The organism is Pseudoalteromonas sp. A3 (assembly GCF_025942345.1).
Taxonomy (GTDB): Bacteria; Pseudomonadota; Gammaproteobacteria; order Enterobacterales; family Alteromonadaceae; genus Pseudoalteromonas; species Pseudoalteromonas atlantica.
In genome coordinates this window covers 132448-154422 of record NZ_JAPCKL010000002.1, presented here as the reverse complement: position 1 = coordinate 154422, position 21975 = coordinate 132448, and the positions used below count along the sequence as shown (strand labels likewise).

The window sequence follows — 21975 nt, the reverse complement described above, 5'->3', positions numbered from 1 at the left end:
AAGTGTGGGTTACTTAATAGGTGAAGGCTGCCCATGTGGGCTAGATCGCAAGTACTGCTTAGGCGCATTAACGGTTGCACCAAGCTGCGCTGCAGCATGCCAAGGCCAATGCGGGTTATACAAAATACCTCGCGCTAGTGCTACGCCATCGGCTTGCTGCTCGCTAATAATATCTTCGGCTTGTAGTGGCTCCGTGATTAAACCTACGGCTATTACCGGCATACTTACGACCTCTTTAATAGCGGTTGCAAATGGTACCTGAAAGTTAGGTTTAACCGGTATTTGTTGCTCTGGGCTTAGCCCTGCTGTACTTACGTGAATAAAATCGCAGCCAAGCTTGTCTAATGCTTTAGCAAGCTCAATAGATTGTGCTAAATCCCAGCCACCTTCTACCCAATCAGTAGCAGAGATACGAATGCCTACCGGTTTATGGCTTGCAAATTCAGCTCTTAGTGCTTTAAAAACCTCAAGCACAAGGCGCATACGGTTTTGCAAACTGCCCCCGTATTCATCATCACGCTTGTTTGAAAGAGGCGATAAAAACTGGTGTAACAAATAACCATGCGCACCATGTAGCTCAATTAAATCAAGCCCTAGCTCATCAGCGCGCTTTGCTGCACTGACGAAATCGTTTATTAGCTGGGTTATATCCGATTTTGTCATAGCCTTTGGTTGATAGGCGCTGTCATCGTAGGCTATGGCAGAAGGCGCTAGTGTTTGCCAGCCGTTTTCATCGCTAGGTGCAATTGCACCACCGCCATCCCATGGTTTTTCAGTAGATGCTTTTCGCCCTGCATGCGCAAGCTGAACGCCAATAGGCATAGGACTGTATTGCCTAAGCGCTTTTAAGCTTTTGCCCAGTGCTTGCTGGGTTTCGTTATTCCAAAGCCCTAAATCGGCGTAACTAATGCGCCCCTCAGGGCTTACCGCGGTGGCCTCTAAAATTAATAGCCCTGCACCACTTAAGCTCAATTGCCCTAAATGAATAGTGTGCCAATCACTGGCAGACCCCTGATTTGCTGAGTACTGGCACATAGGCGCAATAATAATGCGGTTGTCTAAAGTGAGTTCACCGAGCTTTAAAGGTGAGAATAATTGGCTCATAAATATTCCTTAAATACGCGTACTTTAGTACGAAATGCTATAGCTTACGGTATGAAGGGTTAATGGGGATCAAACTTCACTTTTATAGTGTCAAAACGAGAATAAATACCGTTGAGCAAAACATTCAACAGGGCCTTATAGGTTTTTAACCGTATTAATACATTTAGGTAATTAACCAATATGAATGGCTATTTACATTTGCTCAACGAGTAAAATATGCTTCTTTGTACCTTAATTAGCCAATTACTTGGATGTTATACATATTTATATAATTTTTTGTTGTGCAACTAGCCATATTTATTCCAAAAAAGTGAATTAAAATTCAATTTTAATATTCCCACCACTTTAACTCCCTGATAAACTGATTAACTTATATTAACTGGTGTTAAATTTTGAATCTGGGGATCACTTTTTATGTTTAAACCAAGCTTGCTAACCTTGGCTATTTCGAGCGCTGTATCTGGCGCATTTTTATTTTCTAACTCGGCTGTGGCACAACAAGAAACCACCGCTAAAAACAAATCACTCGAAGTAATCGAAGTTACAGCAACAAGACGCAGCGGATCTGTACAAAATGCACCGCTAAACATTACCGCACTTGATGCCGATGTAATGAAAGATCAAAACATTGGCGAACTAGCCGATGTAGCGCGTTGGGTACCTGGTTTAACAATTACCGATCAAGGTGGTCGCTCAGGCTCACCGATTATAGTTCGTGGTTTAAACACTAACTCGTCGGGTCCATCATCAGATGGCGGCACCGTAGCCACATACGTTAACGAAATCCCAGTGTCAGTTGATATGCGTTTAGTAGATATAGAGCGCGTAGAAGTACTTATTGGGCCACAAGGTACCCTTTATGGTGCGGGCACTTTAGGCGGCGCAATTCGTTACATGCTTAAAGAGCCAGAGCTTGATTTTACAACGGTAGAAATATTTGGCGATATGTTTCAAACCCAAGAAAGTGACTCGTTAGGCGGCGAAGGCGGCTTTATAGTAAACCTGCCACTTATTGAGGATGAACTTGCAGTACGTGCCAGCTTGAACGTATACGAAGACCCAGGCTTTATTGATTATGCTTACACAGTGCGTGAACCAGGTGTATCGCTACCGGACCCTGATTGGAGCAACGCCGACGAAGTAAACAACAATATTAAAAATGTTGAAGATGCTAACGGCGAAACAACTACAACAGGGCGTATTTCTGTACGTTGGAAACCAAGCGAAACATTTGAAGGGACACTTAATTACTTTTACCAAAACCAAGACAGCGAAGGCCGTTCAATTGTTCATTACAACAGCCTAAACGATGATAACGGTTTAAGCGATATTGTAGGTAAATACGAGTCGGCTTATCGTTATGAAGAGCCGCGCGAAAAAGAAGATCAACTACTAAGCCTTGAGCTAAAAGCCGACCTAGGTTTTGCAGAGCTTGTATCGGCAACCGGTATTTCAAGCTTTGATGCCGACGGCCAACGTGACCAAACCGATTTACTTATCCGCCTAGATTACGGTTATGAAGAGTTCCCTGCGTTTTCATCATACACACGTGAAATTGACGAAGAAGATACCTTCACTCAAGAAATTCGCTTAGTGTCTCAAAGCGACAGCGACTTTAACTGGATTGTAGGCGCGTTTTACAACAAAACAGAAACCGAAGCATCAAGTAGAGAGTTTACGCCTGGGTTTGACCAATTCGCTATCGATAACTTTGGTGGCGCTCAGCTAAGACCTGACTCATTAGAATACTTAGAGCTTACAAAAAGTAAGGTCACTGAGTCTGCGCTATTCGGCGAAGTTGGCTACCAAGTTACCGAAAAATTAGATATTACCATTGGCGCACGTTTTTACGAATACGATGTAGAGGCGCAAGCAGCATTTGACTTCCCGCTTGCAAATACACTTTATGGCGATGCAGACCCTGATGCAATCACCGTTGCTTACGAAAAAGACGAAGCAGGCGATAACGGTAACTTATTCAAATTTAATGCTAAATACCAGTTTACTAATTCAGTAATGGGTTATGTAACAGTAAGTGAAGGCTTTAGAATTGGCGGTTCCAACCTTCTAGCTGTTTGCCCTGATCCTATCCCTGAAAACCAGCAAACAGGGTGTGGTAACGCTGACGAAAGGCTTTTTGATGCAGATACCACAACAAACTACGAGCTAGGCCTTAAAAGCACCTGGTTTAGAAGCCAATTACACTTTAACGCCGCTTTATTTAATGTAGATTGGGAAGATGCGCAAATTGCAGGCGCAACAGATGTAGGCCAATTACCGTACTTATCTAACGCAGGCTCTGCCAACGCAAAAGGTATTGAGCTATCTACCCGTGCTATTTTATCTGACTCGTTTACCGTGTACGCAACATACGCATACACTAAAGCAGAGCTAACCTCAGACGCCCCATTTTTATTTAATGCTGATGGCACCGATGGCGCAGAAGACGGCGACCGCTTACCGGGCTCGCCAGAGCATCAGTTCTCAATGGGTGTAAACTATCAAACAGATGTGTTTAACGACAAAACCCTTGATATTAACTACGGTTTAACCGCACAAAGTGATGTAATTTCAAAAGTAGGTTTGCATGACAATGGCGAAACCCTGCCAGGTTACAGCTTAAGTAATATTTCTGCTAAGCTAACGGCTGATGAGTGGTCTACTACTTTATACATTGATAACGTATTTAATAAATACGCCGTTACATCAGTACGTCGTTCAGATGCCGATATAACAACTGCAAACGGTGCCGACATACAACGTAACTACGGCCACTATATAAATCGCCCACTTACGGTAGGCGTTAAATTTAACTACAAATTTGAAATATAATTTATAGTCACTTTTAAACAATGTTATAAGGCTCAAATTTATTTGAGCCTTTTTTCTTTATTAACACATAAATAAAACAAACATCATGCAGCCAAACTTAAAGCACCTTCATCAAAGCGCCATTGAGTATTTAAACCAAGGTAATATACAACGTGCCCATAAAGCCCTCGTTGAATTAGTAACGCAAAAAAATGACTTTGCTGATGGCTACTTTTTACTGGCCATGGTTAATTTACGCGTAGGGCAAATTCATAAAGCCATAAAGCTAATAGAAAAAGCCCTTAGCCTTGGCAAAAGCATTGAATACACCGCGCAGCTTGCAAAGTGTTATGCATTAACAGGTGAGCTTACCAAAGCCAAAAACACCGCTTTAGCGATACCCGTTGAGCAAATAAAAAAGAGTCTTGATGCCGACACTCTAGGTGTTGCACTTACGCAAGCAGGCCTACACAAAGAGGCACTAAACTATTTTAACTGCGCTATTGAGCTGGCTAACCATGCAAATAAACCGCAGCCACAGTTTTATTATAATTTAGGGGTAAGCGCTAAATTTTTAGGCCAATTTGAACAAGCCAAAACTGCCTTTGAAAGCGCAATTACTCTCAATCCGCTGCATCACCAAAGCCACTTTGCATTAAGTGACTTAACCAAAGCGTCGCTGCAAAATAACCATATTGAAGGCCTAAAAAACGTGTTTGAGCAAGTAACACACCCCGATGCAAAATTACACATTGGCCACGCACTTGCAAAAGAGTACCAAGACATAGGCAAATTTGATGATGCGTTTAACAGCCTAGAGCAAGGAAAAGCCACTAAACGCGCTATACAGCCTTTTGATCATAAAAGCTCAGTCGCATTATTTGCACACATTAAACATTTAAGTGAGCAGCATAAACACGCGCTAACACACGGCAGCCCAACGCAAGAGCCTATTTTTGTATTAGGTATGCCCCGCTCTGGCACCACATTGGTTGAGCGTATTTTATCGAGCCACAGCGACGTACAATCAGCCGGTGAATTACAAGACTTTGGCCTAAGCGTTAAAAAATTAAGCCAAACTCAAACACTGCATGTGCTCGATACTCAAACACTCACTAAAGCGTATGAGCTTGATTTTAATCAGCTTGGGACAACGTATTTAAACGCCACTCGCGTAACCACCGGCAGCCATAAGCACTTTATAGATAAACTCCCGTTTAACTTTTTTTATATCGACTTAATAACCAAAGCCCTGCCAAACGCGAAAATTATTTGCATGCTACGCGACCCAATGGACACCTGCATTGGTAACTACCGCCAGCTATTTACTATAAATAACCCCTACTACGCGTACTCGCTCGATTTACTCGACACTGCCAAATTTTACAGCCGCTTTTATAAACTCATGCAGCACTTTAGCGCCCTGCATAGCAATATAAAATTAGTAAAATACGAAGAACTAGTCGCCCAGCCCGAGCAGCAAATAAAAGAGCTAGTTAGCTTTTGTAATTTAGAGTGGCAAGCACAGTGTATAGACTTTCACTTAAACACCGCGCCGGTATCTACTGCAAGTAAAGTGCAAGTACGCCAACCACTTAACAATAAAGCAATTGGGCGTTGGAAGGCATTTAAGCCCCATACTAATGCAGCAGTGGAGTACCTTTTAAGCCAAGGTATTAGTGTTGAATAAGCGTTTTATTTTGGGTAGTAGGTGAATCCAAATAAGCAGCTTTGTGTAAGTGTAGGTCGGATAAGCGAAGCGCCATCCGACACAGTAAAATACCTTGCCAATTATTATCACATTTTATGTTGTCGAGTGGCTGAAGAGTGCCAGAAGCGGACCTTCACACGAAACTCGTTTCTGCCCCAAAACGTGTTAAAGCAATTATTCTATAGGTCGGCTTTGAGCGATAACCGGACACTGAAAAAGTTAAATTTATTCCTGTGTTTTAAGTAGAAATCTAATTTTGTCCAATAACATTATTAAACGCCGTTTTGGGGCAAAATAACATGCTTAATTCCTAGCTGTTTTAATTACTTGTTTACAAAGGTAATTATTGGTGAAATTATCAGGGTATGTAATATACGCCGTTTCGGTGTGTTATAAACCACCAAAATGGTGTTCAATAAGCTGTTAGCTGTTTTGCTATGTTCTAGGCTTTTTTCAAATAAAAACATCGACTTTCTTTTTGTCGGTTAACAATAAAGCAGCCTTTTCTTGATATAAATCAAAAGTATCGTCTGATATAAATTTATCAAACGTATTAATTATTTCTTTCATGTAAGAGGCTCTTACTTGATAAGTCTGACGTTCAGGATATTCTTTAGCAAGTCCATCTAATTTCTCTGAACTATTAGAAAAATACTCCATAACATTAATTTTTTTATCAGGATCTACATCCCCTCCACCATAAGAAAGGATCCTAAGTTTAGACTCTAAACTATTCATATCTTCTCTTTTTTTGGATATTATGGGGTTTCCTGACTTACCTAATCTAACTGGTTCATCACTATCGTATTTTTGTGTGTATTCTCGTTCCATTTCATTCACATTTTTAACAATACTATGAAGTTCTTTTATACTCATATTAGAAAAGTTGAGCTCTTCTTTTTTAAATACTTTTTCATATGCACTTCCCTCAATTAATGATGAATCAAAAGCATTATTGTCTTTTTTTTCTTTAACTTTAGGATCAAGGTGAGTTGTGTTTATATTAATTTTTAAGCCACTTTCGCTTGTTTTAGTAGAAAAGCTTTTTATTTTTTCATCATCACTGTTTGTAAAAATAGATATTTTACTTTCAAATAGAGTAGGTAGTAGATTGGTGCTGATTTTCATAAAAATCCTTTTTCATATGTCGTTTTCTTTTATCGACATAATTTTATAAAACTTAAGCTTTTATTTTAGATTGTTTTCTATTAACGACTCATAGGGCTGAGTCGTTAATAGAAAGTTTAACTAGCCACCAGATCTTACTTCATAAGTAATTCCACCATAAGTAGATCCAGTTGTTGTTTTATTTTCAACTTCCCAATAATAAGTGCCTGCATTAAAGATAGAAGTGGAAACTGCTACGCTATATCCGCCAGCAACTCTATTGAATCGCCCCGTGTTTGCCAGAGACTCAATAACTTGAGAAACTGGAACTATGAAAAAATCAAATCGCTATACATCAGAATTTCGTGAACGTGCAATTAGGCTTGTTACCACACAACAGCATGAATACCCTTCTCTTTGGGCTGCGCTAGTATCGATTTCAGATAAACTGGGATGTACCCCAGAAACACTTAGAGCATGGGTCAAGAAATCTCAAGCTCAACCGTCTAAACCCTCTTCTAATACGCAATCAACTGAAGAACGCCTTGCCGTCTTAGAGCGCGAGAATAAAGAGCTCAAGCGAACGAATGATATCCTGAGGCAAGCTGCCGCTTTTTTCGCCCAAGCGGAGCTCGACCGCAAACAGAAGTAATAGTGGATTTTATTGATGCTTGCAGAGAGCATTACGGTGTCGAGTCAATTTGCAAGGAATTGCCGATTGCACCATCAACGTATTATTCTCATAAACAGATACAAAGAGAGCCTGAGCGACTGTCTAACCGCAAAAAGCGTGATGCTGAGCTGATAATACTCATTCGCGAAGTGTGGGAGGATAATATGTCAGTTTATGGTGCAAGAAAAATATGGAAGCAGCTACAGCTTGACGACCATCAAGTCGCCCGCTGTACAGTCGAACGATTGATGCGAGTTATGGGAATTCAAGGTGTTCGTCGGGGTAAAGCACATAAGACAACGATACCTGACGAGCAACAAGATAAGCCACTTGATTTAGTTAATCGTCAATTTACTGCTGAGCAGCCAAATCAACTTTGGGTAGCTGACATCACCTATGTTGCCACATGGAGTGGGTTTGTTTATGTCGCTTTCGTGATAGATGTTTTTTCACGATACATTGTAGGTTGGCGTGTATCAACGACAATGCACACAGAGCTTATTCTTGATGCGTTAGAGCAAGCTATTTGGCATCGTGGCAACCCCGAAGGGTTAATTCACCACAGCGACAGAGGCAGCCAATATTTGTCTATACGATACACTGAGCGACTTGCTGAAGCTGGAATTCAAGCGTCTGTAGGCAGTGTGGGTGACTCTTATGACAATGCATTGGCTGAAACAATAAATGGATTATTTAAAACAGAGATTATTCGCAGAAATGGCCCGTGGAAGAATGTTGATGCTGTTGAATACGCAACGTTAGAGTGGGTCAATTGGTTTAATAATCAACGCTTATTATCTTCAATTGGGTATATTTCACCAGCTCAATATGAAACAGACTACTATGATAATTTAAACGAGTCAGGTAAAGTGGCCTGACTTAAACAAACTGGTCTCCGATGAACTCGGGGCGATTCATTCGACAGCGTGCCTATTATCTCATTTTGTCATACACAGTTTTCATCTAAAATAACCTGTTGCGCCTTTAAAAATAGGCGTATACGCTTTGTTTACACCCGTATACATCAGAGGTATTTTAGAATGGCTATTCTAAGCATCCGAATTGACGATAAATTAAAAGAGTCTTTAAGTAGTGAGGCGCAAAAGGAAGGTATTTCTTTATCTGAATATGTGAAGAAATCACTGGAAATTAAGAGCGTTGATACTCATATACTAGCAACAGAGAAAAACTTAAAAAGCTCTGTTGATAGTATTAAAGATTTAGCGCTCGTCTCTCAGGAGACTGTACACGAAGTTGAACTAAATATTCAGCGGCTAAATGAATCGCTTAAAAATGCAAATCACTTAAAAGAAATCAAAAAATTGAAATGGATATTGATTTCTATATCCCTCATCTTTGTATCAATCTCGATCCCAATATTTCACTTTAATATTGCTTATTTCAAAACCTTCTTTTATTAGGCTTTATCCTGAATAATTTAAGGCCTATGAGCCAAGCCTATTAGTAAATATTCCAGTTACCGGAAAGCCTTTGCCGTCCAACACCTCTGTATTAAGCTTTTCACTTTACGATGAATTACCTTCAACAACTTAATTTAAATAAACTTTTTAAAGGCGTTTTCAAAAGACTATAAGTGTATAATTATGGCGCAGGTTTTGCAGTTAATATCACTCATACGATCATACTAAGGAAAAGAACCTATGCGAGTTGATGCAAACGTACATTATTTTAATGGGAACCAGCGTACCAAGCCTTCAACAGAGGCCTCAACGTCATTTTCGGCTGCATTAACAGCAGCACAAACAGACAATGATAAGACTGACAGCAGCACAAAACAGGCGGATTTCACTAGTATGACCCGGCAAGAAATGCGGGACTGGGCCAACACTCAAATCCGCAATGGAGAAATGTCTCTCGATGACGGCAGGCCTTTCATGGCTATGACTATGAAAATACCCGTAAATGGAGGCGAACTGGCAGGTGCACACAGTGATGAAACACGATATAACTTCATTCAAAAAACGCGTGATGGCATCCAAGGCGCACTGTCACGCAATGACGAGACTACTTTGAAGATGTTAGAATCAGCTATGTCTATCATGCAAGACAAAAGTACTGGTGTTAACATTCGTATTTAGAAATATAAAAAGGCCAGAATGTCTGGCCTACATCATTAATAAATCAAAGAATACTGATCTGGACTGACATAGTATTCCATGGCGAATTAGTCGAAGTATTTTGGTATTTGAATAATCCGTTTTGATGACCATCGACATTGTATTCATTGAGGAAACCCACGACAGTTTGCCCAGCGGTACAAGGCCATGTGTAATTACTACCAGTCACACAAACAGGCGTACTTGAGTACATTGTGGAACTCGGAAGTAACCCACCGTTCATCCAAGCAATATGATTATAACCATAACCAATTTCTAAAACAGCAGTACGCAGCTGCTCTCCCCCATGATCACATGCAGTTGTTGTCATACCAACAGTGGACTCCCACCCACAATCAGTTGAACCAACAGCATATACCCACATTGAAGATAGCGGCGGAGCTGATGCTCGAGCCATTAATTCAGACTCCATGCGGATGTTTTTGATTTCGGCAGGAGCTGGAGCATTCTGACTAGTGAGTACAGGAAGGGAGGTAATTACTTGTTGACTGCGCGGAACTTCCTCAGCATAACTCATATTACTTACACCAGTTGCTATGACTACAGATAGCAGGCAATTAATTAAATTTATTTTTATAGTCCTTGAATTTCCCTTTTAATATCAATTGAAAGGTATTTATAGTTCACGCCTTTAGCATTGTCAAAAAATGAAAACATAATGATAAATAATTAATTTTTATATTTGTTAACTGATAGCAGAAAATCAAACACAAGACCTTCATCCAACAACTGAGTTTCACCGGTGAAACTTTAATTTTAGCGGCTAAAATAATGGGGTATCACACTTTGACCTGCAATACCCCCTACCTAACAATTAACCTATTAAACTTATAACCAATTGGGCTACAGAAATTAGGGAAATTAAATTAATAGAAAACCTTCCTTCTACTTTCACTTTATAATGAATATCTATTTTCATTCGCGTGCTCATTAATATTGATAGTGCCCCAACCGCAGTGTAATCTTAAATTGCCGTAAAAGATTGGCGGTTAGAACGTGGCATCCATGCCATTTTACTATCGTTGATTTTCAACCAGGCCTCGTGCCTGGTTACCTTCATTTTTTATGTTTCTTTGATACTAACAAAATTTTTTAACTATCTGCGGCGCTGAAAAAATTAACCTGTCGCCTTAGTTCCGCTTAATCATAATTTAACGCATAGCACTTTTACGAATAAGCAAAAGGTGAGTATTTATTAAAATAATTGCCGGTGTATCTACCATTTCACATTAAAAACAGGTGCGGCGGCACTCTAGGTTACACTGTCGTATTAACCTAGAGGCCTTGCCATGTAAGCGCTAATAACGAATTGCACACGGGAAAGTTACACGCGTGATGTGAACGGTACTTTTGAACGGACTCGATAAAGTTATTGAATAAACAGGTCTGATAAACACAGCCGTACGTATTGCTATCTGTGCGTTGCTAATTTAGAAAAGTCCCTGACACGTTTCTGTCCAAAAACGAGTTTAACCGACCGTCTGCTTCTCGCTCATAACGGCCCTTTAAAAACTTAATTTAGTTAGCCCGAGTCCCCTACCACAACGCTTATTTACTTTTGTGTCGGTTCAACCTCTTATAATGTCGATTCAGATAAACATTAATGAAGCTGGTTAAAAAGCTCGCTAAATTCCTTATCAACAAAACGCCAAATACCTATTTATTGATAAGGAATATAGTCATGAACATTATTACAAAAACAGTTATAGCACTGAGTTTAGCAAGCCACTTTAGTGCGTATGCCATTGACCTGCGGGTCGACAACATTCGCTTATACCAAAGTAGCTCGCAAAGTTTTTCTGTGCCGAGTTCGCTGTATATTGATGATGGTAAAATAGTAAGTATTACTAAAGCGACTGATCCACTACAAAACGCAGATAAAACTATTGATGCTAACAACCAATATGCAATACCTGGTTTAATTGATTTACATGTACATTTGGGTTCATCGGGCAGTAACTTTACTGAGTTTCAGTATTTGCCGGTTCAATCGCACTTTAATTCTAATTTGTATTTAGGCGTAACTAATATTGTTGATTTGTTTTCGTTTGAGCAAACCCTAAACGAAGCCGCTCAATTAAAAGCAGCCCAACTAACCCCTAACCTTTTTTATGCGGGTACTTTGTTTACCAACCCTGGTGGGCATGGCACGCAGTTTGGCGGCCACGCATACGAAATTGCAAAAGATGAAGACATAGCAGCGCTATGGCAAAAACATATAAGCACTAATCCACATGTAACTAAAGCAGTTATAGAAACCTTTGGCGGTGTGGGTAAATCGTTAACTGATAGCCAATTAAGCGAGCTAGGTAAACGCTCTAAAGCGGCTAATTTACCGTATTTTGTGCATGTTTCTACATTAAATGATGATAAACGCGCTATTAAAGCCGGTGCAACGGCTCTAGCGCACGGTATTAATAGCGAAGCGATTGACGATGAATTTATTACGCTAATGAAACAGCATAATGTAACCTATATTCCTACCCTTGCGGTGTATCATAACCATAGCGATGAAAAGCATAACCATACTATAAGCTCACAAAGCGAGTTACTAAAAACCATTCCCGAAAAGCTTCAAGGGTGTTTGTTTGACAACGTGCCTGCACCTTCAAAATGGAAAGAGCACGCGTGGGAGGAGCGAAAAACCGCTTATGCAAATATACAAAAGCTACATAAAGCTAATATTACTATAGGCACAGGATCTGATGCCGGAAACCCTTACACGCTGCACGGTACTGGGTTACACAACGAGTTAGATGCCCTTAAAAAAGCAGGCTTAACAAATGGTGAAATAATTAATGCAGCCACAGTTAACGGCGCAAAAGCGATTAATAAAGCCAAGAGCATTGGCAAGCTGGCTAATGGCTTTGAGGCAAGCTTTGTACTGCTTAAGCAAAACCCGCTTGATGATATAAACCACATTCACACTATCTCAGAGGTTTACAAATCAGGTATACAAGTAGACCGCCCAGCCTTAATTGCGCAAAACAAGGCTATAACACCACAAGGCCCCGCTTGTAATGAAGTAATAAAAAGCAGCCAAGCGCAACATGTTATTGATGATTTTACCGGTGATACACCATGGCAAACCTTGAGCGACTCGGTAATGGGTGGTCAGTCTGTGGCAACACTTACCACAAATAAAAACAGCTTAACTATTGATACAACCATTACAAAGCCAACCAGCTTTGGCGCGTGGGCAGGCGCTGAAATAAAATTTACATCGCCGGCTGATGCCTCTGCATTTAAAGGTATTCGATTAACCTATAAAGGTTCAAGCACGCCTTTTGCCTTGTCTGTTTATCATAATGATGTAAAAGATTGGGATCACTTTAGTGTACTTTTAAAGCCGCGCGATGAGTGGACAACGCTTGATATTCCTTTCACTACATTTAAACAATTTGGCTTTGGTAGCCCCGTTACGTGGTCGGCCACTGAATTAACTGGAGTTAACTTAATGTGGCGAAAAATGCCAGGCGCAAGCAATGAGCCATTAAAAAACACATTACAAATCAAAGAGCTAACTTACTTTTAAAAGAGTAGCAGTCAAAACACAAACTCTTTGGGTTTTGACTGTTTTTTGTTATGGTTTAATCACTTACAAAAAGAAGCACCTATTATGCTCAAACATCCTTTTTATAAATACAGCTTTTTTATTTTACTTGTTGTAGATATTGCTTATGCCCTTGGGCTGATAATTGCTAACTCTGCGCCCTTTACTGCGGGTAGTGCACTCGCTGCTACCGTGTGGTTTGTTACTTTTTACTGGGTTCCTGTTTGGAGTGCGGCAGCGGTTATTTTTTACCTGCGTAATAAACACATTAACAAAATAGCGTTTGAATGGTTAATAGCAGTTGTATTTATGGCACTTGGTAATGTGCTTACCGATATAGTACTCACACAGCTTTTTGATGGGCACAAATCGATGGGGGTGTTTGTTGTTTGTAACGGCTTACTTTGGGGCTCGTGTATTTACTTTACCAGTATTTTTATTGAAAACAAAAAACGCGCAACAGCCGAAAAACACGCGCTTAAACAAGCCCAACTTGCTACATTACGCTACCAACTAAACCCACATTTTATGTTTAATAGCTTAAATACAATTTCGGCTTATATTCATACAAACCCTGATTTAGCCGATGAAGTACTGCATGAACTGGCTGACATTTTAAGGTACTCCCTCGACACGGCAGAGCAACAACAAATACCTTTACAGCAAGAGCTTACAATAATAGAAAAGTACCTAAATATTGAAAAAGCCCGCTTTGGCGATAAACTTCAGGTTAATTACCACATTCCCAATACGCTTAAAAACATATCGCTGCCCCCGCTACTTATTCAACCAATTATTGAAAACGCCATTAAACACAACGCCCAACAAACGTCGTTAATACTTAATATAACGCTTAGTGAGCTACCTAACGGCGTTAAAATACAAATTAGCGATAACGGTAAGGGTTTTTCGAGCGATGTTATAAAACACGGCCATGGCAGTGGTGTAGGAATGAAAAACATACTCAAGCGCGTTAAACAACTTGGTAAAAGTAAGGTACTACTGAGCAATAATAATGGTGCAGTGGTTACGTTGGAGCTAACACTATGAGCAGCGAAAACCAGCCAAACACAATGACTAAAATGCGTGTATTATTTGCCGATGACGAGCTTCCCGCTCGCGAAAAATTAAGCCATCAATTGAGTTTAATGGAGCATGTTGAAGTAGTGGGTATGGCCACAAATGGCAAAGAGGCCATATCATTAATTAATGAGCTGACTCCGGATGTGGTATTACTTGATATACAAATGCCTGAAATTAACGGCTTAGAGCTTATTGATTTACTTAACTACCAGCCCATTATTATTTACACAACCGCGTATGACCAATTTGCAATTGAAGCTTTTGAGCACGCCTCAACTGACTACTTACTCAAACCTTTTCCTATTGCTAGGCTAAAAAAAGCTCTCGGCAAAGCGCAGCAGCAACTAGAGCAACAACGTGCCCACTCCCAAGTTAACAGCCCAGAACACGAGCAAACCTTTACATTAACCAAAAACACCATAAATAAGCTCATTAGTAAAAACGGTGAGCGGATATTTTTACTCTCCCCAAGTGACATTAAATTTATTAAATCGGAGCAAGGCAATAGTTTGGCGTGGAATGGCGAGACATTTCATCACTTAAGCGATACACTCGATCAACTTGAACATGCCCTAGTAGCAAAAAACTTTGTACGAATTCATCGAAGCTATTTGGTTAACGTTGACCACATTAAAGAAATACAGCGTTGGTTTAACGGCAAGCTAATGGTGATTGTAAATGATGATATTAAATCTGAACTAAGCACCAGCAGAGCCGGTGCCGATAAACTAAAGCAATTGCTACATATTTAACTTATCTAAAAACATGTTACTGATCATTACTGGTATACACACTTAAAATAGGAAACGTATGCTCAGCAAACGATACCGTTACCGACTGTGTTTGATTGCCTTTAAAGCCTAGTTTAAAATCACTTGGTGTTAGCCTGCTGCCATCTGCAAACAACGCTAATACGTGTTCTTGATTAAGTTCACGCTTGCCAGAGGCTAAATTAGTAAGGGTAATAACCGCCCAACGCTCTCCTATTTTGTTGCTCATAAGTACATAGTTTGCAATAGAAAAGTCAGACTTTTTAGGCGTTATATTATTATCGTTTGGAAACGACAAGTGCATGCCATTTGGTATGGCTCGGTCAACGTTTAGTACATTATTTTGCGCTGCACACACATTGGCGCAAAGTACCAATAAAAATAAAAAGCTAACTACAATTTTTGCCACAATTAAACGTCCTTTTAAATTTCGAATTTTGCATACTTGATTGAAATTTATACTCGCAGTTTTTACCTATTATGTAAACACTCTATTAAACGCTCAGTAAACTAACTAAGCGCTCATTCAGTGACGCCCCATTAGTATTAATACTTTGCGGCACGTTAATAAACACATGATTATTAAACAGGAGTAAATTACATGGCAACCACACCTAAAAATTCACATGAGGTTAGTAATGCGCAATCGGCTTTATTAAACCCAGAGCACAGCATTCAAGTACGAGGCGCGCGTGTTCATAATTTAAAAAATGTGGATGTAAACTTGCCCCGTAATTCACTTGTTGTTTTTACTGGTATATCGGGCTCGGGTAAATCATCGCTCGCCTTTGGAACATTATTTGCCGAATCACAGCATCGTTATCTTGATTCGGTATCGCCTTATGCGCGCAGATTAATAGACCAAGTAGATGAGCCCGATGTAGATTCGATTGAAGGGCTGCCACCCGCGGTAGCATTACAACAACAGCGTGGCGCACCCTCGGTACGCTCATCGGTGGGTAGCGTAACCACTATTTCTAACGCGCTGCGAATGCTTTACTCACGCGCGGGCGAATACCCCAAAGGGCAAGGTATACTGTATGCCGATGCGTTTTCGCCTAACACGCCACAAGGTGCCTGCCCAGAGTGCCATGGTATTGGCCGCGTATTTAACGTAACCGAAGAGCTGCTAGTGCCCGACCCGACTAAATCAATTAAAGAGCGCGCCATTGCAGCATGGCCGCCAGCTTGGCAAGGTAAAAACCTAAGCCGTATACTTACCTCGTTAGGTTACGATATTAATAAACCGTGGAATACCCTGCCTAAAAAAGCCCGTGATTGGATTTTGTTTACCGACGACACGCCCACAGTACCCGTGTTTCCCGAGTATACGCTTGAGCAAACCCAAGCGGCTATTAAAAATGAAGAAAGCCCCAGCTACATGGGTACATTTATAAGTGCTAAACGCTTTGTTTTACAATCGTTTGCCAGTACCCAAAGCCCACGCACAAAAAAGCGCGTGTCGCAGTATATGCAAATATCACAATGCCCGCAGTGCGAAGGAAAAAAACTTAAAAAAGAGTCGTTATCGGTTAAAGTAGCAAGCCTTGATATAGGCGAAATTTCGCAATTAACACTTGGCGAGCTGGCAGAAAAACTCAGCATTGCTGCCAATAACCCCGCTAAAAGTAACGCAGCCAACCCCGAAAAAGCCATTGTGGCAAAGCGCATCACAAGCGACATTATCAAACGCGTAGAAGCACTCACTAAACTTGGTTTAGGGTATTTATCGCTTGAGCGTACTACGCCATCGTTATCAGCTGGGGAATTACAACGCTTGCGGCTTGCAACGCAAATTCGCTCAAAATTATTTGGTGTTGTGTATGTGCTAGATGAACCTTCGGCAGGTCTACACCCAGCCGATACGCAAGCACTTTTAAGCGCCCTAGATGAGCTAATAGCGGCTGGTAATTCAGTATTTGTGGTCGAGCACGATACAAGTGTAATTCGCCACGCCGATTGGGTGGTTGATGTAGGGCCAAATGCGGGTTCGCATGGCGGTAATATTGTTTACAGCGGCCCAGTTGAAGGCTTAGAGCAAGTGAGCAACTCACATACAAGTCAGCATCTTTTTAAACATAACAATAACGCAAAGCCAAATCATCAAACACAACGTACGCCAGCAGCCTGGCTTAAGCTAAGTGGTATTGAGCGTAACAATTTACACAACATCAGTGCCGAATTTCCGCTTGGGGTTATTACAAGTGTTACGGGGGTTTCTGGCTCAGGTAAATCAAGCTTAGTAAGCCAAGCCTTAGTCGAGCTTATTCAAGATGCTTTAGGACAACAAACGCCGCCGCCAATGCCTACCGATGAAGCCGACTTGCTTGATCAAGAACTCCAAACACCAACCCATGGCAAAATTACCGAGGGCCTTGAGCATATAAAGCGCCTAATAACGGTTGATCAAAAAGCCATTGGCCGCACGCCTCGCTCAAACCTTGCTACTTACACTGGTTTGTTCGATCACGTACGTAAATTGTTTGCCAATACCAAAGAGGCAAAAGCGCGTAAATACGATGCAGGTCGTTTTTCGTTTAATGTGAAAAAAGGCCGTTGCGACAACTGCGAAGGCGTAGGTTTTGTAAGTATTGAGCTGTTATTTTTACCTAGCGTGTATTCGCCGTGCCCTGTGTGTAACGCCAAGCGCTACAACCAAAAAACACTCGACATTACCTATAAAGATAAAACCATTGCCGATGTGCTTAATTTAACGGTGGAGTCAGCGCATACATTTTTTGCCAATGAACCCGCTATTTTACGTGCGCTAAATGCGCTCTTACAAGTAGGCCTTGGCTATTTACGTTTAGGGCAACCTGCTACTGAGCTTTCGGGCGGAGAGGCCCAGCGCATAAAGCTTGCCACAGAGCTGCAACGTGCGCAGCGCGGCGATACGCTGTATATTTTAGATGAACCAACCACCGGCCTACACCCAAAAGATGTAGCCATGTTAATGGCGCAGTTAAATGGCTTAGTTGATGCGGGCAACACCGTAATTATGGTTGAGCACGATATGCAAGTTGCCAGTAACAGTGATTGGGTTATTGATATTGGTCCAGGAGCCGGCGACGAAGGCGGCTTAATTGTTGCTCAAGGTAAACCAGAAGATGTGGCTCAATCTGAGCATAGCCGCACGGCAACATTTTTAAAAAGCGCAATTTAGCTTTTTAAAAATCGCTCTAATTTAGGTTTTACAGTAACCGACATAACAAGCATTAATGTTAAACCAATGGGTAGCGCGGCTAATAACCCCTCTACCCACGCGGTATAAAATAAGCGCATATTGGCAAAACCTATATTGTTACTAGCGGTTACAAACGCCATTAGCGACTCCATGGTAAGCGCCATAAAAACACTAATCACTAAATTACGTTTTAGCTCACTTGCTTTTGGTAATAACTTAGCCACCAAGGTATTCATAAGGGCTGTCATTGCTAACCCCACAGGAGCCATAACCAACACCGCACTTAAAAACGAGGTAAACCAATCCATATAAAAATGCTCAGTTATACCTACATTTGTGTAAGTCATAATGCCTGTTAAGCTGCCGCCTACAAAAACAATAATACTTACCATCACCATTATTTTATAAATTACAGGTGTTTTTTTAGGCTCTACGAGCGCAGAATTTACTAAAGCAGGCGTATTCATTAAACAGGTATTTCTCTTAAAATAGATGACAAAATCAACTATAGCAAATTAATTGACAATATCAACTGTTATTTGATTACCCTAACGCCAGCCATATGCCTACTAGCACCATAAGGCTGCCTGCAATTCGGTTCATCCATTTTATATTATCGCCACGGCTTAAAAATAAACGTAGGCTTTTACCGCCTGTGGCGTACGCTAACATGCAAATAAATTCGCTTATCATAATAACTAAAACAAGCACTAACAGTTGCGGGGCGAGTGCGTGTTCAACGCTAATAAATGGCGGTAGTAAAGAGATCATAAACGCCCAGCCCTTTGGGTTAGCAATGGCAGTCACAAAGCCTTGCGTAAATAGCGACTGGCGGCTTACATCACTTGGGCTATGTGTATCAATCGACATTTTACCTTTTGCGCGCCACATATTTATACCTATATAAATTAAGTATGCACCGCCTACCCATTTTAAAATATCGAACGCATTAGGGTAATTTAGCATTACGCTTGCAACACCTAATACCGCAGCAATAGCAACACTTGCGACCCCTAACAGCTCACCTATCATCATCCATAATGTGCGCCTTACACCTATGCTCATACCTAATGTCATGGCAAGGGTCATACACATACCCGGTGTGATAGATACAAAAAAGAAGGTAGGAATAAAAACGGCAAGCGCTGCAACATCAATCATTTTTTCTCTCTATATTAAAAGCAAAAAACGCGGCTAAAGTAGCCGCGCTATTGGTTACCTATTATCTACTATTGTTCAGTACTTGCCACTGGCTGAGTAATGACCTCTACTGGCTTTGCGGTATCACTTAATAAATACTTATCTAGCCATTGCTCTTGCTCCCACAGTACATGTAATAAGCTTTTACGTGCGCGGTAGCCATGTGCCTCGTAAGGGAGCATTACTAAGCGAGCGTCTTTACCTAAGCCTTTAAGCGCTGCGTACATACGCTCACTTTGCATTGGGAAAGTTCCAGAGTTAGGGTCTTCTTTGCCATGAATCATCAGCATTGGCTCGTTAATTTTTTCAGCATGGAAAAACGGCGACATGTTTGCGTACACACTTTGTGCTTGCCAAAAATCACGCTCTTCACCCTGAAAACCAAACGGCGTTAGGGTACGGTTGTAAGCACCACTGCGAGCAATACCGGTTTTAAATAAATCACTATGCGCTAATAGGTTTGCCACCATAAATGCACCGTACGAGTGCCCTGCTATAGCAATGTTGTTTTTATCGGCAATGCCTTTTTTAACCAGCACATCAACCGCAGCTTGCGCACTTGAAACTAGCTGCTTTCTAAAGTTATCGTTTGGCTCGCTGCCATCAATACCTACAATAGGCATTTTAGGGTCGTCAAATACGGCAATACCTTTAGCAAGGTAAGGCATAGGGCCCCAATAACCAATGTAAGTAAATTCGTATGGCGATTCGCGCACTTGTGATGCTACGGCTTTATCTTTGTATTCAAGTGGGTACGCCCACATAAGTACGGGTAACGGGCCTTGGGTTACATCGTAACCTGGTGGTAAATAAAGCGTGCCTGAAAGCTCAACCCCGTCATCACGTTTGTAACGTAACTGCTCTTTTGTAACCCCTTTAAATGCTGGGTACGGATGAGCAAAATTAGTAAGCTGCGTAAGAGTATCGTTATCTAAATCACGGATAAAAAAGTTAGGTTGCTCGGTTTTAGACTCTCGCACAGTTATAAAGCGCTCGCCTTCGTCGTCAAGCAATGCACGAACACGCTCGTAGTATGGCGCTTGTGATTGCCATAAACGCTTGCTGCTATTCGTTTTTACATCGTACTGGTCTAAAAACGGAATATTACCTTGCTCAGACGCGCCGTTACCGCGCAGATACATATAACGCCCGCCAACAATTTTAATAACGTTGGCGCCTAAATCGTTACGCTCGTATATAAAGCTACCTGGGTTTTTATACGCATCGTTATAGCTTCGCTCAGAAAAAAGCACACGGTTTTTATCTGCATTGCGTGGCTGGATAACATACGTACGCACTTGGCGGTCGCTAAAGCGCCAGTCGCTAAGCATGGCAATATTTTGATTGCCCCAGACTATACCAGCATAGCGGCGCTCTACTTTAGCAAACAGTTTTGGCTCGCGTTTAAACGGCGCGCGTAGGCTGTAAATATAATCATGATGCTTAACATCAGTTTTCATGTCGCCGCCATCTTGCGCTTCTGCCCAAATAACTTCTGCGCCTTGATCCGCGCGCCATTCAAAATCGCGGCGGCCGGTGCGAACACTGTCATAGCCTTGTGGAATGTTATCGGCAAGCGGTTGTTTTACAAGTTCGGCTAATGCGTAACCACGCATTCCCCATATTTGCCAAGTGCTGGCAAAACGGCTGTACGGTACTTGATACGAAAACGGCTCGTTTATCGCAGCAACTAATATATTGGTTGAATCTGGCGATACCGAAAACGATTTAAATAATGCAGGGGTGCCAATGGCTTGTGTATTGCCATCAAGCGTTACGTAAGCTAATTGCCCTTGGCCGTAAAATTTAAACTGTGCTTCGTCAAACGGGCTGGTTAATAAGTTTTGATAAGTACGCGCTGGGGCTTTTTCGCCTGTGCTTTGCTGTATAACAGGCACTACATTTTGACTGCTGTTTTTTAACGCGGGTTTACCTATATTAACCGCTAAATTTGCAACCAGTGCGCTGCTATCGGGCAGCCATTGGTAAGGCGTAGCGGTAATAACCGAGTTAAGCGCTGCATTTGAGAGCATTTTTGCTTGCTTTGTCTCTACACTGTAAAGCCATAAATTTGCTTGGTTTTGTTGCTCTACAACAAATGCTAAATATTTACTGTTAGATGACCATTTAGGCGAGCGAATAATACCGTTTGGTAAATTATTAATATTAATAACGGTGCCGCTTTGCACATGCTTAAGCTCAAGCGCGCTGTATTTAGCGCTAACACGCGAGCGTGAAAAGTTAGCAGGGTTTAGCTTTATACCCGCAAGTTTAAGCTCATCTTTAGCAAGCTCGTCAAGCGTCTCTACGCGCTTACGCTCAAATAAAGCAAGCCATTGGCCATCGCTCGATAAAAAACTAGTGGGTGCTAATTTGGCATCTACCACAGCGGCTAGCTCAGGCGAAGGTGTTTGATAACCTTGCTCAGCATAGCTGTTTGGCATTATTACAACACAACAAATAAAGGCAACTAACAGCCTAAATGCGTTCATGTATTTATCCTTTTGTTATTTTTAAGATTATAAAAGGTATATAAACATGTTTTGCTCTGTTCATAAAGTATTAAGCTTTAAATTACAGGGCTAAAAGATGACTTAAACGCATTATATACGCTACACTACGCAGCTATTTACTCACTACT

Annotated in this window: 16 protein-coding genes and 1 other annotated feature; of the genes, 9 read left to right on the top strand and 7 right to left on the bottom strand. The window is 41.2% G+C overall.

Annotated features, from left to right (window positions below; genetic code table 11):
• Positions 1–9: 9 nt before the first annotated feature.
• Positions 10–1104, bottom strand: a complete 1095-nt coding sequence (locus tag OIZ54_RS03755) for an NADH:flavin oxidoreductase/NADH oxidase (protein WP_248443955.1) — start codon at positions 1102–1104, stop codon at positions 10–12.
• 414 nt (positions 1105–1518) lie between these two features.
• On the opposite strand from OIZ54_RS03755, the gene OIZ54_RS03750 reads away from it, so the two are divergent.
• A complete protein-coding gene (locus OIZ54_RS03750; protein WP_248443956.1) occupies positions 1519–3936 on the top strand; it encodes a TonB-dependent receptor in 2418 nt (805 codons plus the stop codon).
• A gap of 85 nt (positions 3937–4021) precedes the next feature.
• Positions 4022–5605: a tetratricopeptide repeat-containing sulfotransferase family protein gene (locus tag OIZ54_RS03745; protein WP_248443957.1), complete on the top strand. Its 1584-nt coding sequence runs from the start codon at positions 4022–4024 to the stop codon at positions 5603–5605.
• Positions 5606–6079: 474 nt separating this feature from the next.
• Here the strand turns inward: OIZ54_RS03745 and OIZ54_RS03740 are convergent, their stop codons facing one another.
• Positions 6080–6754 carry a hypothetical protein gene (locus OIZ54_RS03740; RefSeq protein WP_013463096.1) on the bottom strand — a complete coding sequence of 225 codons (675 nt, stop codon included), beginning with the start codon at positions 6752–6754 and terminating at the stop codon, positions 6080–6082.
• A 310-nt stretch (positions 6755–7064) separates the two neighbouring features.
• Here OIZ54_RS03740 and OIZ54_RS03735 point away from each other — a divergent pair.
• From OIZ54_RS03735 to OIZ54_RS03725, 3 genes are all read left to right on the top strand, one after another.
• A protein-coding gene (locus OIZ54_RS03735; protein WP_223230517.1) for an IS3 family transposase occupies positions 7065–8284 on the top strand; the annotation gives its coding sequence in 2 pieces (ribosomal slippage) (positions 7065–7353 and positions 7353–8284; 1221 coding nt in all).
• Positions 7343–7459 (top strand) — a sequence feature (AL1L pseudoknot). (Overlaps the previous gene by 117 nt.)
• A gap of 162 nt (positions 8285–8446) precedes the next feature.
• Positions 8447–8827, top strand: a complete 381-nt coding sequence (locus OIZ54_RS03730) for a hypothetical protein (protein ID WP_024606317.1) — start codon at positions 8447–8449, stop codon at positions 8825–8827.
• Positions 8828–9067: 240 nt separating this feature from the next.
• Positions 9068–9505, top strand: coding sequence for a hypothetical protein (locus OIZ54_RS03725; protein ID WP_013463093.1), 438 nt, complete (start codon positions 9068–9070; stop codon positions 9503–9505).
• 43 nt (positions 9506–9548) lie between these two features.
• Here OIZ54_RS03725 and OIZ54_RS03720 read toward each other — a convergent pair whose 3' ends face one another.
• Positions 9549–10061, bottom strand: a complete 513-nt coding sequence (locus tag OIZ54_RS03720) for a YolA family protein (protein ID WP_082423038.1) — start codon at positions 10059–10061, stop codon at positions 9549–9551.
• 1164 nt (positions 10062–11225) lie between these two features.
• On the opposite strand from OIZ54_RS03720, the gene OIZ54_RS03715 reads away from it, so the two are divergent.
• From OIZ54_RS03715 to OIZ54_RS03705, 3 genes are read left to right on the top strand one after another with little or no spacing between them, the layout of a single operon-like run.
• The gene (locus OIZ54_RS03715; protein WP_248444446.1) at positions 11226–13079 is read left to right on the top strand and encodes a CIA30 family protein; all 1854 of its coding nucleotides are present in this window, start codon (positions 11226–11228) and stop codon (positions 13077–13079) included.
• Between the two features lie 27 nt (positions 13080–13106).
• Entirely contained in the window at positions 13107–14147 is a 1041-nt protein-coding gene (locus tag OIZ54_RS03710; RefSeq protein ID WP_319640995.1) for a sensor histidine kinase, read from the top strand.
• Entirely contained in the window at positions 14144–14932 is a 789-nt protein-coding gene (locus OIZ54_RS03705; RefSeq protein WP_248444444.1) for a LytR/AlgR family response regulator transcription factor, read from the top strand. Before OIZ54_RS03710 ends, OIZ54_RS03705 begins: the two co-directional genes overlap by 4 nt.
• A 16-nt stretch (positions 14933–14948) precedes the next feature.
• Here the strand turns inward: OIZ54_RS03705 and OIZ54_RS03700 are convergent, their stop codons facing one another.
• Positions 14949–15359, bottom strand: a complete 411-nt coding sequence (locus OIZ54_RS03700; RefSeq protein ID WP_248444443.1) for a hypothetical protein — start codon at positions 15357–15359, stop codon at positions 14949–14951.
• Between the two features lie 192 nt (positions 15360–15551).
• Between OIZ54_RS03700 and uvrA the strand changes: the two genes are divergently transcribed.
• A complete protein-coding gene (uvrA, locus tag OIZ54_RS03695) occupies positions 15552–18113 on the top strand; it encodes an excinuclease ABC subunit UvrA (RefSeq protein WP_264389762.1) in 2562 nt (853 codons plus the stop codon).
• Here the strand turns inward: uvrA and OIZ54_RS03690 are convergent.
• The 3 genes from OIZ54_RS03690 to OIZ54_RS03680 all read right to left on the bottom strand — a co-directional run bounded on the left by OIZ54_RS03690 (position 18110) and on the right by OIZ54_RS03680 (position 21826).
• Complete coding sequence (locus tag OIZ54_RS03690; RefSeq protein WP_264389761.1) at positions 18110–18601, bottom strand: DUF2798 domain-containing protein; 492 nt, start codon at positions 18599–18601, stop codon at positions 18110–18112. The two genes, uvrA and OIZ54_RS03690, sit on opposite strands and share 4 nt — an antisense overlap.
• A gap of 76 nt (positions 18602–18677) precedes the next feature.
• Positions 18678–19295, bottom strand: a complete 618-nt coding sequence (locus OIZ54_RS03685) for a LysE family translocator (RefSeq protein ID WP_024032743.1) — start codon at positions 19293–19295, stop codon at positions 18678–18680.
• A gap of 68 nt (positions 19296–19363) precedes the next feature.
• Entirely contained in the window at positions 19364–21826 is a 2463-nt protein-coding gene (locus OIZ54_RS03680; protein WP_264389760.1) for a prolyl oligopeptidase family serine peptidase, read from the bottom strand.
• Positions 21827–21975: the final 149 nt, after the last annotated feature.

Excerpts from the sequence above, each read along its gene's own strand:
- OIZ54_RS03755 (WP_248443955.1), bottom strand. The coding sequence starts at position 1,104 with ATGAGCCAATTATTCTCACCTTTAAAGCTCGGTGAACTCACTTTAGAC.
- OIZ54_RS03750 (WP_248443956.1), top strand. The coding sequence starts at position 1,519 with ATGTTTAAACCAAGCTTGCTAACCTTGGCTATTTCGAGCGCTGTATCT.
- OIZ54_RS03745 (WP_248443957.1), top strand. The coding sequence starts at position 4,022 with ATGCAGCCAAACTTAAAGCACCTTCATCAAAGCGCCATTGAGTATTTA.
- OIZ54_RS03740 (WP_013463096.1), bottom strand. The coding sequence starts at position 6,754 with ATGAAAATCAGCACCAATCTACTACCTACTCTATTTGAAAGTAAAATA.
- OIZ54_RS03730 (WP_024606317.1), top strand. The coding sequence starts at position 8,447 with ATGGCTATTCTAAGCATCCGAATTGACGATAAATTAAAAGAGTCTTTA.
- OIZ54_RS03725 (WP_013463093.1), top strand. The coding sequence starts at position 9,068 with ATGCGAGTTGATGCAAACGTACATTATTTTAATGGGAACCAGCGTACC.
- OIZ54_RS03720 (WP_082423038.1), bottom strand. The coding sequence starts at position 10,061 with ATGAGTTATGCTGAGGAAGTTCCGCGCAGTCAACAAGTAATTACCTCC.
- OIZ54_RS03715 (WP_248444446.1), top strand. The coding sequence starts at position 11,226 with ATGAACATTATTACAAAAACAGTTATAGCACTGAGTTTAGCAAGCCAC.
- OIZ54_RS03705 (WP_248444444.1), top strand. The coding sequence starts at position 14,144 with ATGAGCAGCGAAAACCAGCCAAACACAATGACTAAAATGCGTGTATTA.
- uvrA (WP_264389762.1), top strand. The coding sequence starts at position 15,552 with ATGGCAACCACACCTAAAAATTCACATGAGGTTAGTAATGCGCAATCG.
- OIZ54_RS03690 (WP_264389761.1), bottom strand. The coding sequence starts at position 18,601 with ATGAATACGCCTGCTTTAGTAAATTCTGCGCTCGTAGAGCCTAAAAAA.
- OIZ54_RS03685 (WP_024032743.1), bottom strand. The coding sequence starts at position 19,295 with ATGATTGATGTTGCAGCGCTTGCCGTTTTTATTCCTACCTTCTTTTTT.
- OIZ54_RS03680 (WP_264389760.1), bottom strand. The coding sequence starts at position 21,826 with ATGAACGCATTTAGGCTGTTAGTTGCCTTTATTTGTTGTGTTGTAATA.